Annotated in this window: 13 protein-coding genes; 9 read left to right on the top strand and 4 right to left on the bottom strand. The window is 56.0% G+C overall.

All coding sequences use genetic code 11. From position 1 onward, the window contains the following. Positions 1-156: 156 nt before the first annotated feature. Together JFU47_RS32655 and JFU47_RS32650 are read left to right on the top strand one after the other, a co-directional pair. The gene (locus tag JFU47_RS32655; RefSeq protein WP_201188471.1) at positions 157-1,398 is read left to right on the top strand and encodes an alpha-hydroxy acid oxidase; all 1,242 of its coding nucleotides are present in this window, start codon (positions 157-159) and stop codon (positions 1,396-1,398) included. 42 nt (positions 1,399-1,440) lie between these two features. Continuing rightward, the gene (locus tag JFU47_RS32650; RefSeq protein WP_201188470.1) at positions 1,441-2,145 is read left to right on the top strand and encodes a molybdate ABC transporter substrate-binding protein; all 705 of its coding nucleotides are present in this window, start codon (positions 1,441-1,443) and stop codon (positions 2,143-2,145) included. Positions 2,146-2,180: 35 nt separating this feature from the next. Here JFU47_RS32650 and JFU47_RS32645 read toward each other — a convergent pair whose 3' ends face one another. Next, positions 2,181-3,206 (bottom strand): substrate-binding domain-containing protein, encoded by a 1,026-nt coding sequence (locus tag JFU47_RS32645; RefSeq protein ID WP_201188469.1) that lies wholly within the window; start codon positions 3,204-3,206, stop codon positions 2,181-2,183. 146 nt (positions 3,207-3,352) lie between these two features. Here JFU47_RS32645 and otnC point away from each other — a divergent pair, with 146 nt between their 5' ends. The 6 genes from otnC to JFU47_RS32615 all read left to right on the top strand — a co-directional run bounded on the left by otnC (position 3,353) and on the right by JFU47_RS32615 (position 9,859). Continuing rightward, positions 3,353-3,991 carry a 3-oxo-tetronate 4-phosphate decarboxylase gene (gene otnC / locus JFU47_RS32640; RefSeq protein ID WP_201188468.1) on the top strand — a complete coding sequence of 213 codons (639 nt, stop codon included), beginning with the start codon at positions 3,353-3,355 and terminating at the stop codon, positions 3,989-3,991. A 153-nt stretch (positions 3,992-4,144) separates the two neighbouring features. Then, positions 4,145-5,866 carry an IlvD/Edd family dehydratase gene (locus JFU47_RS32635; protein WP_201188467.1) on the top strand — a complete coding sequence of 574 codons (1,722 nt, stop codon included), beginning with the start codon at positions 4,145-4,147 and terminating at the stop codon, positions 5,864-5,866. 85 nt (positions 5,867-5,951) lie between these two features. After that, positions 5,952-7,277 carry an MFS transporter gene (locus JFU47_RS32630; RefSeq protein ID WP_201188466.1) on the top strand — a complete coding sequence of 442 codons (1,326 nt, stop codon included), beginning with the start codon at positions 5,952-5,954 and terminating at the stop codon, positions 7,275-7,277. A gap of 108 nt (positions 7,278-7,385) precedes the next feature. Then, entirely contained in the window at positions 7,386-8,171 is a 786-nt protein-coding gene (locus tag JFU47_RS32625; protein WP_201119943.1) for an SDR family oxidoreductase, read from the top strand. 27 nt (positions 8,172-8,198) lie between these two features. Then, positions 8,199-8,900 (top strand): ribonuclease activity regulator RraA, encoded by a 702-nt coding sequence (locus JFU47_RS32620; protein WP_201188465.1) that lies wholly within the window; start codon positions 8,199-8,201, stop codon positions 8,898-8,900. Positions 8,901-8,965: 65 nt separating this feature from the next. After that, on the top strand, positions 8,966-9,859 hold the full coding sequence (locus JFU47_RS32615; protein ID WP_242485195.1) for a LysR substrate-binding domain-containing protein: 894 nt from the start codon (positions 8,966-8,968) through the stop codon (positions 9,857-9,859). Positions 9,860-9,876: 17 nt separating this feature from the next. Here the strand turns inward: JFU47_RS32615 and JFU47_RS32610 are convergent, their stop codons facing one another. Further along, positions 9,877-11,046 carry a M20 aminoacylase family protein gene (locus tag JFU47_RS32610; RefSeq protein WP_201188464.1) on the bottom strand — a complete coding sequence of 390 codons (1,170 nt, stop codon included), beginning with the start codon at positions 11,044-11,046 and terminating at the stop codon, positions 9,877-9,879. Positions 11,047-11,164: 118 nt separating this feature from the next. Here JFU47_RS32610 and JFU47_RS32605 point away from each other — a divergent pair, with 118 nt between their 5' ends. After that, positions 11,165-12,094, top strand: a complete 930-nt coding sequence (locus JFU47_RS32605) for a LysR substrate-binding domain-containing protein (protein WP_201188463.1) — start codon at positions 11,165-11,167, stop codon at positions 12,092-12,094. Here JFU47_RS32605 and JFU47_RS32600 read toward each other — a convergent pair. Together JFU47_RS32600 and JFU47_RS32595 are read right to left on the bottom strand one after the other, a co-directional pair. Then, a complete protein-coding gene (locus JFU47_RS32600; protein ID WP_201188462.1) occupies positions 12,091-12,864 on the bottom strand; it encodes a class II aldolase/adducin family protein in 774 nt (257 codons plus the stop codon). The two genes, JFU47_RS32605 and JFU47_RS32600, sit on opposite strands and share 4 nt — an antisense overlap. Positions 12,865-12,916: 52 nt before the next feature. Continuing rightward, entirely contained in the window at positions 12,917-14,242 is a 1,326-nt protein-coding gene (locus JFU47_RS32595; RefSeq protein ID WP_201188461.1) for an MFS transporter, read from the bottom strand. Positions 14,243-14,334: the final 92 nt, after the last annotated feature.

Genomic DNA, 14,334 nt, shown 5'->3' with positions numbered 1-14,334 from the left:
ATGGAAAAACGAAAAATGACGGTCTTGCGATTGACGGCCATCAAGGAACGGCCCTAGCATGTAAGCGCTTTCATTTTGAGTTGGTTTTGATGCGACTCACGGGCCGGCACACGCTAGCGCTCCAATCCATGGCTAGCGCGTTTAACGAGATTTCGTATGACTTCAGACACAACAACAAAAGGCGTAGGCGTGCAATCCGATGCCCCAATCGCCGTCAATGTGCCGCGGCCTGTGACTACGATTCCCCACCGATTCCGCGATCTGTTAGCGCTGGATGATTTCGAGCGTCATGCAAAACGACATTTGCCTACCATGGTGTTCCACCATGTTTGCGGTGGTGTAGAAACGGAAACCGCCTTACGTGGAACGCGTGATGCCTACCGGAAATACCGTTTCGTCCCACGGATGTTCGTCGATGTGTCTGGACGCAAACAGGACACCACGCTGTTTGGCCATACCTTCTCGCATCCGTTTGGAGTTGGACCCTTAGGGGGGGCGGCGTTTGTAGCCTATCGAGGAGACCTGGTACTCACGGGTGCGGCCAAAGCGATGAATGTGCCTATGATTCTCAGCGCCTCGTCGCTGATTTCACTGGAGGACGTCATTGCTCGTAACCCGCAAAGCTGGTTTCAGGCTTATCTCCCAGGCGACCCTAAACGCATTGATCCGCTGATTGATCGGGTTGAAAACGCAGGCTACAAAACGTTGGTAATAACCGGCGACCTTCCGGTTCTCGGCAACCGTGAGCACGTGCAACGCAGCGGTTTCAGCATGCCAATCAAGGTCACGCCCAAAGTCATGTGGCAAAGCGCAATGAAGCCGAACTGGTTGTTCGGCACAGTGCTGCGCACTGTCATCCAACATGGCATGCCTCATTTCGAGAACACCGAAGCCCTGCGCGGTCCAGCCATGATGTCCAACAACGTCGTGCGCAACACCAATGCTCGTGACCAACTCGACTGGACGCACATTGAAGCCATTCGCAAGCGCTGGAAAGGCAATCTGGTTTTAAAAGGCATCTTGAGTGCCGAGGACGCGCGCGTGGCGCGTGATCTTGGTGTCGACGGCATCATCGTCTCGAATCACGGTGGTCGCCAGCTCGATTATGCCGTCGCCCCATTGGATGTATTGGCTGAGATCGCCGAGCACAAGGGCGCCATGAAAGTGATGATCGACAGCGGTATACGACGGGGCACTGACGTTCTCAAGGCGATGGCGCTGGGGGCGGACTTTGTTTTCCTCGGGCGCTCCTTCCTCTATGCCGCGGCGATCGGAGGAGAGCAGGGTGTGCTGCACGCAATGCGCATCCTCAAAGAAGAAATTGATCGTGATATGGCGTTGGTGGGTGTTCGTCGCTTGCACCAATTGCATCCCGACTTACTTCGCCGCGTCTCTTGATTGCCCCATTTATCCCGAGCAACCGTTGAACAGGTAAAAACAATGAACGAGCAAGAAGCGGTACCAGGTGTACGACTGATGAGCGCGCTGGTCGTTCGCGCGCCATTTGATGCATCCATTTTGCCGGCCTTCGAGGCGAAAGGCGGAGCAGTGGACATCGAATGGGCGCCCACCACTGTGCTGATGGACAATATCGAAAAAGGCGCCCGCGGCGACGCGATCATTGTGACCGTACCGGCAATGGATGAGCTGGTTCAGCGCGGAATTGTCGATGCTGCCAGTCGTGTCGAACTGGTGGACTCCCGTATTGGAGTCGCCGTGCGAGCCGGTGTCGAGCATCACGATATTTCTACTGTTGAAGCGTTAGTGCAGACGTTACTTAACGCCCGCTCAGTCGCGTACTCGCTTGGCGGTGCCAGCGGCATCTACTTTCAGAAGCTTATCGCCCAGCTGGGTATCGCTGACCAGATCAATGCCAAGGCCAGCACCATCCCACAAGGTTTCACCGCCAGGCAGATCACCGAGGGCAACGCCGACGTGGCGATTCAACAGATCAGTGAGTTGCTGGTCGTCGAGGGGGTCGAGGTCATCGGTCCATTACCTGAGGCCGTGCAGAGCACGACTTCGTTTTCAGCTGCGGCATTCGTGGGCTGTGAGAACGCTGATGCCGTGGCCGAGCTGTTTGATCACTTGCGCAGTGACGCCTCGGCGATCGCCTACCGTGAAAAAGGGCTGGAACTACGCTAAGCATCATTTGCCAGGAACTGACCGGCCGCCAGCGGTTATCGGTTTTCTGGTGCCGGACCGGTGCTTGCTCGAACCATCAGTTTTGTTTCGATCAACGGCTGAGTTCCCAGTGGCTCATTCGTTAATTGGCTCAGCAAATAATCGCCGGCACGCTCACCGATTTGTTCAAGGTTGATGCGCATCGTTGTTAATGGCGGGGTGAGATACGCGGCGTAGTGGAAGTCGTTCAAACCGATGATCGAAAGGTCCTCAGGAATGCGAACCCCTCGTGAGTGAGCGGCGATTTGCGCACCAAAGGCCAGGATATCGTTACCGCAGATGATGCCCGTCGGCGGCTCTGGCAGGTCGAGCAACTCGAACATTGCCCTGCGACCATCCTCGAGGGTAAACGCGTCCTGGATCATGTAGTGGTCAGGCAGCTCCAATCCATCTTCTGCAAGCCTGGCGTGGATGGCTTCGATGCGTGTCGTCCACCTGTCGTTCGAAGGGCGCATGCCAATGATGAGCGCAATTTTGCGATGGCCGAATTCGACGAGATGGCTGGTCATTTCGCGTGCGACCGCAGCATTGTCGAACCCAACGCTCGGGCGATTCGGGTCCAGGGTCCAGCCTTGTACGCAGGGAATACCGCGACTTTCAATGCGGCCCCACATTTTGGGATGGTGGGTGTGACCCACCACCATCAAGGCGTCGACGCCATGCTCCAGCAGAGTGGTCACTTCGCGAAGCTCTATGTCCATGTCGAATTGGGAGTCTGCGAGCAACAGTGTGTAACCGGCTTCATGCACCCGGCGCTGAAAAGCGGCGAGCGGGCGCGAAAACGTCTCGGCTGCGAGGTTGGGTACAACAGCGCCAATCGTCATGCTGCGGTTGGTCATGAGCGTGCGCGCTGCACCGTTTATGACAAACCCCAATTCGTCGCATGCGCGCTCAACGGCTTCGCGCCGGGCGTCGCTGACAATGGCAGTGCCATTGAGCACTCGCGATACGGTTGCTGTCGATACGCCCGCATGGCGAGCGACATCAATCAGACTGACTTTTGGAAGGTGATCGGTCTGCACGGAGGTATCTCAGGGTTTAGTTGTGATGATTGTGCATATTTGCCCGCTATCAGCAATGTCGATAACGCTGTAATTGAGATTCGCTAAATCATTGACGATGGTGAATCAGGCTTTTTGTCCACGGATTATATTTTTCTGAGGTAGTCATGAGCAAAGAAAGCAAGTTGCGAGAAGAGATTTGCACCGTCGGCAAGAGCCTGTACGAGCGGGGCTATACGGTGGGCAGTGCCGGCAACATCAGCGCGCGGCTGGAGGATGGGTGGTTGATCACACCTACCGATGCGTGCCTGGGACGGCTTGATCCAGCAGCAGTCTCCAAGGTTGCGAGCGATGGGGAATGGGTATCTGGGGATAAGCCGTCCAAGACGCTTGCGCTGCACCGTCAGGTCTATGATCGCAATCCGGGGGTAGGCGGTGTCGTCCATACACACTCCACTCACTTGGTAGCGTTGACGCTCGCGGGAGTATTCAACCTCGAAGGTATCCTGCCCCCGATCACGCCGTACCAAGTGATGAAAGTTGGACGCATTCCTCTGATTCCATACCGGCGACCTGGTTCACCGGAGGTGGCTGAGCGTGTCGCTGAACTGGCCAATCGAGTGCGGGGCGTAATGCTGGAACGATTGGGGCCAGTCGTCTGGGAAAGCTCGGTATCGAAGGCGAGCTTCGCTCTTGAGGAGCTGGAGGAAACAGCGCGATTGTGGCTTATGAGTAGTCCCCAACCGCCGGCACTCGATGCTTCAGCACTGGCCGAGCTTGAGAAGGCTTTTGGCGTCAGCTGGTAATCAAGGGGGAGTTGCGATGAATGTACTGATTCGAAAGAAAACCTTTCTTCTGAAAATAGTATCAACCCGTTTTTCTCTCGAGTGATCACCTCCATAGTTCAGTCAGGACTCGTCTGGAACGAGCCAAACCTATAAGAACAATGGATCACGCTGATGAAAAATAAAGGCTTCTCCAAAGGGCTTGCCAACTACGGCGATGCTGGCTTTTCCCGCTTCCTGCGCAGCGCTTTCATCAAGGGCGGGGGGTACTCCAGCGACGCGCTCTCCCGTCCCGTGATCGGTATCGTAAACACCGGTAGCGCCTATAACCCCTGCCACGGCAACATGACCCAATTGATCGAAGCGGCCAAACGCGGGATCTTCATGGCAGGTGGTTTGCCGATGGAGTTTCCTACCATTTCCGTGGCGGAAAGCTTCTCCCAGCCGACGAGCATGTACCTGCGAAATCTGATGTCCATGGACACCGAGGAAATGATCCTCGCTCAACCGATGGACGCTGTCATTCTTATCGGCGGATGCGACAAAACCGTCCCTGCGCAGATCATGGGAGCGGCTTCGGCAAACGTCCCTGCAATCGAACTGGTCACAGGTGCCATGCTGACCGGATCCCACCAGGGTGAGCGGGTGGGGGCCTGCACGGACTGCCGTCGTTACTGGGGCAAGTACCGCGCAGGGGAGATCAATGATGAGCAGATCGATGCAGTCAATGACCGCCTCGTAGCCAGCGTGGGCACATGCGCTGTGATGGGAACGGCCAGTACCATGGCGTGCATTACGGAAGCATTGGGCATTTCTGTGCCCGGGTCTGCCTCACCACCCGCGGTGACTTCCGACCGCATGCGGATCGCAGAGTTGACCGGCACCTGCGCCGTGCGAATGGCCAAGGAAAACCTCACGCCTGACAAGATCCTCACAGGCAAATCTTTCGAAAATGCTTTGCGAGTGCTCCTGGCGATTGGCGGCTCAACCAACGGTATTGTTCACCTCACAGCCATGGCTGGCCGTATGGGCATCGATATCGACCTGGCGCGACTCGACGACATGGGGCGTGACACACCGGTATTGCTCGACCTGAAGCCTTCGGGCCAGCATTACATGGAAGACTTTCACCGCGCGGGCGGAATGGCGACCTTGCTCCGCGAGCTCAAACCTTTGCTTCACCTCGATGCCATGACGGTAACCGGCAGAACACTGGGTGAAGAGATTGAAAACGCTGCGCCTTCTTTCCCCCAGGACGTCGTGCGCACGATCAACAACCCCATTTATCCGCAAGGGGGTATCGCCGTACTGCGCGGTAATCTGGCTCCCGGTGGCGCGATCATCAAACAGTCGGCGGCCGATGCCCGGTTGATGGAGCATGAGGGCCGGGCAGTTGTATTCGAAGGCCTTGAGGATATGGCCGAACGCATTGACTCAGAGGATCTCGACGTTACCGCCGATGACATCCTGGTATTGAAAAACATTGGCCCCACCGCAGCTGCGATGCCGGAAGCGGGCTACATCCCCATTCCGAAAAAGCTCGGCAAGCTGGGTGTGAAAGATATTTTGCGGATGTCCGATGGCCGCATGAGCGGCACAGCGTTCGGAAGTATCGTATTGCATATCACCCCTGAAGCTGCGATCGGCGGGCCTTTGGCCTATGTCCAGAGTGGGGATCGAATTCGGCTGAGTCTGGCAGAGCGTAGCTTGATGCTCCTGGTTTCAGACGAAGAGTTGGCTGAACGTCGACTGCAAAAGCCGATGACTCGCCCAACCGCGCCACGTGGTTATAAAAAGCTGTTTCTCGACACCATCACTCAAGCAGACCAGGGCGTCGACTTCGACTTTCTGCGAGCGGAGCACTTTACCGACAAGGTACCCAAGCAACGCGATTGATCAATTGTCGGTTCAGGAATCATGCGGCTGCGCTTGTGCGTAGCCGTCCCGGGATATCACAAAAATAATCCTCCGGAGGATCATCATGACTACTAATTCGCTAGACGGCACCCTTGACCCCGCAGCTCCTGCGACTCCCGCAACGACGCTCAGCGCTACCTTCCGCAAGGTAACGATGCGCTTTCTACCCTTGTTGTTTCTTTGCTACCTGGTCGCGTACCTGGATCGGGTGAACGTCTCGTTTGCCAAATTGCAAATGCTCAATGACCTCCACCTCAGCGAAGCGGTGTACGGCCTGGGCGCAGGGGTGTTCTTCATTGGTTACTTCCTGTTTGAAGTACCCAGCAACATGGCCCTGCATAAGGTGGGCGCGAGGCGCTGGATTGCACGCATCATGATCACGTGGGGGATTCTATCGGCCGCTATGGCTTACGTGGAATCCTCAACCGGCTTCTATGTGCTGCGCTTTCTCCTTGGTGTTGCAGAAGCAGGATTTTATCCCGGCATCCTCCTGTACCTCACCCAATGGTTCCCGTCGTCACGCCGTGGACACGCGACCGCATTGTTCGTCGCAGGGAATCCCGCGTCGGGGATTATCGGTGGGCCACTTTCTGGTTACATCATGGCGACCACAGGCGGCGCGTTGGGGCTATCCGCCTGGCAGTGGCTGTTCATTATCGAGGCCATACCGGCGATCGTGCTGGGCATTGTGGTGTTCTTCTACCTGGACGACTCGATCGCGAAAGCCAAGTGGTTGAGTAAAGAAGAAAAGACACTGCTCAACGATGCCCTGGCTGAAGACGCGAAGAATAAAACGCTTACAAGCTTTGCGTCTGTGTGGCGTAGCTCCCGCGTTTGGTTGATGTGCCTGATCTACTTCGGCATCTGCCTGGGGTCCAATACTTTCCAGTTCTGGCAGCCAACCATCATCAAAGGTTACGGCATCGATAACCCAATGTTCATCGGCTTGCTGTCATCGCTGCCCTACATGGTTGCATTGATCTCCATGCAGTTTGTTGGACGCAGTGCCGATCGCAGAAGAGAACGTCGGTGGCACGTCGCCGTTCCTCTTCTGATCGCCGCTGTTGGATTCACGCTGTGCGTCCTGTTCAAGGCCAATATCATCCTCGCCATGCTGGGTCTGTGCATGGCAGCTGGCGGCGTCATCACCGCGATCGCCCATTTCTGGGGCCTTCCTACTTCGTTCCTGGGTGGTAGCGCCGCAGCATTGGGTATCGCGATCATTAACTGCACCGGCAACCTCGGCAACTTTGTCAGCCCTGTAATCATGGGGTGGTTGATCAGCACCACAGGCTCCATGACCGCAGGGCTCTTCTTGTCCAGTGGCTGGCTGATCATTACGGCCTTTGTGTTGATCAAATTCGTACCCGCCAAAGTTGTTAACCACTGATATGTCCTGAAGCTCGACGCGGGTGACCGCGTCGACACCCTAGCAACGCCTATTAGAGGCTATTGGCGACAGTCACACGGTCGCCTACTTCACCAGAGAGAGATCCGTATGGATTTGCATTTGCAGAACAAGGTCGCCCTGATCATGGGCGCTGGCGGCGGTTTAGGCAGTGCCATCGCCAAGACCTTCGCGCAAGAAGGCAGCAAGGTTGTCATTGCTGACATCAATCAGGAAGCATTAGATGCTGCGCAAGCATCGCTGAAGGCGTTGGGTGCTGATGTCCTGCCGATTCTTTGGGATCTGAGCGACCTGAGTGTTATCGATAAGCACGTTTCGACCATCGAAGCTCATTTCGGTCAGGTCGATATCCTGGTCAACAATACCGGTGGCCCACCCCCAACACCTGCCTATGGTCAGCCGGTTGAGCTGTGGCAGAAAAACTTCCAATTGATGGTGCTTTCCGTCATCGCGATCACCGACCGTGTTCTGCCTGGGATGCGCGAAGGCAAATGGGGCCGGATTATCACCAGCACGTCTTCGGGCGTTGTTGCACCGATTCCTAACTTGGGTATTTCAAACGCTCTGCGCCTGTCGCTGGTAGGTTGGTCGAAGACTCTGTCGCGCGAAGTTGCCCGTGATGGTGTGACTGTTAACGTCATTCTTCCGGGGCGTATCTCCACTGACCGAATCCGTTTTCTTGATGAAGCGAAAGCCAAGCGCGAGAACCGCTCCGTCGAAGAGGTTTCTGCTGAAAGTACGGGTTCGATTCCTGTCGGTCGCTATGGCCTTCCACAGGAATACGCCGACGTTGTGGCATTCCTCGCCAGCGGCAGGGCTTCGTACGTCACAGGCACAGTTCAGCGGGTTGATGGCGGTCTTCTCGCCAATATCTAACGAGAAATAGTACGAGGAGGGCGCTTGATGATCGATCAACAAACCGTCGACGTGCTGAGAGGTATATCGACTGCGACGCTGACCACGGTCCTGTTTAAAAAGGGTCTACGCAACGTTTGGCTGCGAGGAGCGCAGCCCATTCGGCCGGGGCAGCCACGTACGGTTGGTGAGGCATTTACATTGCGTTTTGTCCCCGCACGTGAAGATCTGGCGACGCCTGAATCATGGTCGTCGCCGCGTTCGACTCGGGCTGCAATCGAGGCTATGCCTACCGGTTGCATTGCGGTTGTGGATGCAATGGGTGTGACAGATGCCGGCATTTTTGGCGACATCCTGTGCGCACGGATGGCAATCCGAGGGGTCGCGGGGCTGGTGACAGACGGAGTCATACGAGATTTGGATGGCGTGCTCTCCACAGGCCTCGCTGTCTGGGGGAAGGGGACTGCAGCCCCGGCCTCGGTTGCCGGACTGACCTTTGTGAATTGGCAGGAGCCGGTCGCTTGCGGAGGTGTGGCTGTATTTCCGAATGACATCATCGTCGCCGATTCTGATGGTGCGGTAGTCATTCCCCAGGCGATGCTAATGGAGATCATTGAGCTGGCGGTAGAGCAGGAGCGTCTCGAGACCTGGATTATGTCGCAGGTAAACGAGGGGGCGAGTTTGCCAGGCCTTTATCCGCCCAATGAAGAAAACAGACTGCGTTACGAAAAATCGAAAACGCAGCAATAGGCCCCAAGTAGGTAATGCGACTTTCAACGGGTTGCATTGCCTGCCATTGAAGATCGGTTGCCACCATGCAAATGAACCCTAGAACGCTTGCTCCGTCGATGTCCTCGCTGCTGGCTATGGAATCGTGCGCCCGGCTGGGTAGCTTCACACGGGCGGCAGAGGAGCTTAGCCTTTCGCAAAGCGCAGTCAGTCGACAAATCCAGACGCTTGAGCAATTGCTCTGCGTTCCGCTGTTTGACCGTGTGGGACGCCATGTTGAGTTGACCGATGCCGGGCGCTCTTATGCGAAGGATTTATCAGTCGCGCTCAGTGCTATCAAAAGCGCGACGACCCGTCTGGTCAGATCCAGGCAACCCGAAACAGCGCTTCACCTTGCAGTACTACCCACCTTCGGCAGCAAATGGCTGCTGCCACGGTTGTCTGACTTTTACCGTCGCCATCCCTCAATTCAGATCCATATCCACGCCAGAATTGGTGAAGTCGATCTGGAGCACTCCAAAATGGATGCCGCCATTTGTGTAGGGAACGGTCCATGGAATGAGGCAGATGCCTATCCTCTTTTTCCGGAGTTTCTGGTGCCGGTTGTCAGTGGTACGGTCGTATCTGACAAACCAATACGCTCGATCGATGACTTCAAGGAAGCTCGCCTGTTACGAGGTGCAGCCCGTCCTGAGCTGTGGCTGGACTGGTTGAGCGCTCAAGGCTCTGACACAGATCTAGTCAAACTGGGGTCCCAGTACGAGCTTACGTCTCATCTGTTGCAGGCTGTCAGTGCAGGTTTAGGCGTTGGGTTGGTCCCCAGATTTCTGATTGAGGACGAGTTGGCCAATGGGTCTTTGAAAATCCCTCTGGACGTTCCTGCCCTGTCCAGTGCCAGTTACTACCTGCTGGCTGCGGCTGGTAAATCCCAAGATGTTGCACTGGTTTCATTCAGAGAATGGTTATTGGGCCAATTGTGAAATTGGCCCGAACCTGTTTAAGCGTCCTGATAAGACCTCACAATTGCGGTGAAGAGGCGCACCCCTGTCGGAATAAGCTCATCGTTGAAGTCGTAGGTGGGGTGATGCAAGGGGCGGGAAGGTTGAGCACCATCGGCGCCCAACCAAAAATAGGCGCCAGGGCACGATTGGAGCATGTAAGCAAAGTCCTCCGAGGCCATTGAGGCTTTTGCGTCCCACTGCACATTCTCATCACCTAGAACCTGCACTGCGACCTCCCGCACGCGCCGGGCACAAGCCGGATCATTTTGGGTCACCGGATAACCTTCGCGATACTCAACAGTGCCCGAAGCGCCGAAAGCTACCGGTAACGTTTCGACCATGGCCGTGATCATTTTCTGGATACGGTTACGCACCACTTGATCAAGACAACGCACTGTACCTTTGAGGGTCGCGGTGTGAGGAATGATGTTGTAGGCGCTGCCGGCTTCAATCACGGTGACGCTGAGTACGGCCGAATCCAGCGGCGATATCCGTCTCGACACAATGGTTTGCAGAGAGGACACAAGCTGGCTGGCAACGGTGATCGGGTCGATTCCTTTTTCCGGCATTGCCGCGTGTGCACCGGAACCCTGGATGAGAATTTCGAAGGTGTCCTGCGATGCCATCATCGCGCCCGGGTTCACGCTAACCGAACCTTGGGCGATACCTGGCCAGTTGTGCAACCCATAAACCGCCAGCATAGGGAATCGCTCGAAAAGACCCTCTTCAATCATCTTGCGTGCACCACCACCTGTTTCCTCGGCGGGCTGGAAGATGAAGTGAACGCAGCCAGTAAAATCATCGGATTCACAGAGATGCTTGGCGGTGGCGAGCAACATGGAGGTGTGGCCGTCGTGGCCACAAGCATGCATGCAGCCTTCATGGGTAGATGCGTAGGCATGATCACTTTTTTCCTGCATGGGCAGGGCATCCATATCGGCACGCAAACCAATTGCAGGCCCTGATCCTCGTTGGAGTGTCGCTACGAGTCCCGTCCCGCCAAGCCCACGGGTCACGCTGAGGCCAAAGCTTTCCAGTAGCTGGGCGACTCTTTCGCTGGTACGGTGTTCCGCATATGCAAGCTCTGGATGAGCGTGAAAATCGTGTCTCCAGGCAGAGGCTTCGGCTATAAGCGATGAAGTTGGCAGGTCGCGAAATGAAGGCATGTTGTTCCTCTCAAGGTCGTCGATATTAGTTAGCATTGACCCAGACAAAACGTGTCTCAAAGGCGTTCTCGGCTGGGCTGTATAGATGACAAGTACCGTGAATCAATAGGGGGCAGACGTGCGTAACGGAATTCCGAGCCTGGGTGCACTTCAGGCGTTTGAGGCTGCGGCACGGCACCAGAGTTTTGCGCAAGCGGCGGACGAACTGTCGCTTAGCAGCGGCGCCATCAGCCGAAGCATCCACGAACTGGAAACCTTGTTCGGGGTAACGCTCTTCCGACGAGAACGCCAGCGCGTAATACTTACCGACCCGGGTGCACGGTATGCGGCACGGGTTCGCATTCATCTTGAGCATCTGCGGCGCGATACCGTGGAGCTGGTGCGCCAAAGCCGGGAGATCAGTCTTGATATTGCGATTGGGGTCAGCTTCAGCGCCCAATGGTTGATACCCAAACTTAGCGGTTTCTACCGGCTGTACCCTTACATCCGCTTGCATCTGATGGGGCGCGATCAGCCCTACTTTTTCAACAACTCCAACTTTGATGCCGCCCTTTATTTCGGGCGCTCGCTGTGGCCGGGCATGCAAGGGCGTTGCTTGCTCAATGACGATGACTTGCTGCTGGTATGTGCCCCAGGATTGATGGGAGGGAAGGGTGAACTCTCGCTCGATGAAATTGACCAATTGCCCAGAATCAGCCTGCGAGACATCCCCGACGCGTGGCATGACTGGTGCCTGACCGTAGGGCTTGCTCACACGGAGGAAACTACCGTTCCCGACCATCGATTCGAGATGTACGTCATGGCCATTAACGCCGCACTCGAGTCGCTCGGTGTCGCCTTGCTTCCACGCTCGCTCATTTGGAGAGAACTTCAGCAGGGACGATTGATTCAAGCTCATCCGGTTACCCTTCCAAGTCCTGATTTCATTTATTGCGCCTATCCGGATCACACTGCACTTAACAAAGCCTTCCTGCTATTTGAGGCCTGGTTACTGGACACCGTGGCTGAATATCAGCAGGACGCAGCACAGAACCGCTTGCGCCGCTAATCCTCCAGGTGCACATCCATCAATCCTCGAAAGCCGAGCCAGGCCACATAGTCAGATCCAAGTTGCGACTTCACCTGGCGAGCCTCTTCGTCCGGTAGCGCGTGCACCGTTCCGGCAGCTTGGGCGAGGAGCTGGATCTGACAGCAGCGCTCCATAGCAATGAATCGGTAGGCTGCCGCTTCAACAGAGCTTCCAACGGTTAACAGGCCATGGTTCAGCAAGATCGCACTCTTGCTGGTGCCCAGCGCGCGGCCGATGCGTGTACCTTCATCTCCAGAGAGCACGACCACATCACCCTGAAAAAGCACCTGATTCTCGAAATACGCACATGACTCCTGGTTTAGCGGTAGCAGGGGTTGACGCAGTGCCGAGAACGCCCGGCCATAGACCGAATGCGTATGTACTGCGGCAACGACGGATGGGCATGTACTGTGAATGCCACAGTGAATGGCCACCGCCGCAGCGTTGATTGGCCCGTCGCCTTCCACGACCTCGCCAGCTTCCGTAATGCGGATCAAATGTTCCGGACGGACTTTAGAAAAGTGAACCGCGTAGGGGTTCACCCAGAGATGATCGTGAAACTCTGGATCCCTGACGGTGATATGCCCGGCAATGCCCTCGGCAAGCCCCAGCTTCCCGAACACTCTGAAGGCCGCTGCAAGCGTTCGCTTACGGTGTTCTCGCTCCTGCTGATGACTTGCAAAAGCTTCGGGGATTGGCAGGGCGCCCCCGAGTGGTTTGGGAATGTACATGTCTGCTTGGTTGGTCATTTTGGTACCTAAGGGCAGTTTCGGCGCAACGCGCCGCGTTTCTAATTGAAAATCAGCTTTTCAGGGGGGAGAGGTTCACGCGGCGCTGCGCTTCCAGGCACAGCACGAGGATGGCACTGAGCGTCATGAATCCTGCAACGACCAGCATCGCGAGGTTGTAGGAACCGGTAGCGTCTTTCACCGCGCCGATGAACCAGCCCACGAACATCCCTGATGCAACACCCACACTCGTGACCAAAGCAATGCCAGCAGCGGCGCCCCGGTCAGACAGGAGGCGAGACGGCAATTGCCAGAACGTACTGATGCTGCAGAAGCAACCGGTGGCGCCGATCGAAAAGGCAACCATCGTCTGGATGGGGGAACTCATGTACAAGGCGCTGGCAAGTGCCAAGGCGCTAATGATCATGGGTGCAGATACGAACGCGACACTGAACGGGCGTTTGCGTACGTAGCGGCCATAGAACGCCATCGCGATGATCGACGCCGTAAAGGGGATGGCCGTGATCTGGCCCACCTCAAAGATGCTGTATTTGACGTTGAAGCTCGCCTCAAACCCTTTGACGACTTGCGGGAGGAAGTACAGGAGGCTGATGATCGTTGCATTGATGCCAAAGTAGACCAGGCCAAGAGCCCAGACTTTTGGATTACGCAGAACCTCGGCGAGGGTTGAGCCTCCAGCCACAGGAACCCCTTTGCGCTCCAACTCCAGCGCCTGCTTGACTTCATCCTTTTCGGCGGGAGACAACCAGGTGCTTTTCTCGGGACTGTCTGGCAACAGTACAAAGACCACAATTCCCATGATGATCGCTGGCAGTGCTTCGAGCAGAATCATGCTACGCCAGCCGCTCATGCCGAACAGCGACACTTCCTGCATCACCCAGGTAGATATCGGTGCACCCAGCATGCCGGTAATCGGGATTGCCATGACGAACAGTGACATCAACCAAACACGGTCACGGGTGGGTAACCACAGGGTCAGGAAATAAACGACACCGGGGAAAAAGCCTGCTTCTGCGGCGCCTAAAGCGAAACGTGCGATGTAGAGCCAGGTTGCATTCTGAATCAGGCAAGACGCGGCGCTGATCAATCCCCAGGTCACCATGATCCGCATCATCCACATGCGGGCGCCAAAGCGATGCAGGCAAAGGTTGCTGGGCACTTCGAAGAGGATGTAACCCAGAAAGAACAGGCTCGTGCCGAGGCCGTATTGGGCCATGGTAATGCCGATTTCCTGGTTCATCGTCAGCGACGCATAACCGACGTTTGCTCTGTCCAGCTGATTGATGACGTACATCAACATCAGCATTGGAGCCAACCGCCAAACAATCTTTCTAGAGAGCTCGGGACTTAACCTCGCGGAGACGATGGGAGCGGTCATAGCAAGTTCTTCCTATAGTCAAGGTGGGTAACCAGACGAGCGCGATTCGAATCGAGGGTCATTTCAGCATCGGGTTAAAAGTGTCGCAAACC

Source organism: Pseudomonas sp. TH39(2020) (assembly GCF_016650715.1).
Taxonomy (GTDB): domain Bacteria; phylum Pseudomonadota; class Gammaproteobacteria; order Pseudomonadales; family Pseudomonadaceae; genus Aquipseudomonas; species Aquipseudomonas mandelii_C.
Note: the sequence above shows the minus strand (reverse complement) of the source record. Positions and strands in the feature narration are given on the sequence as shown.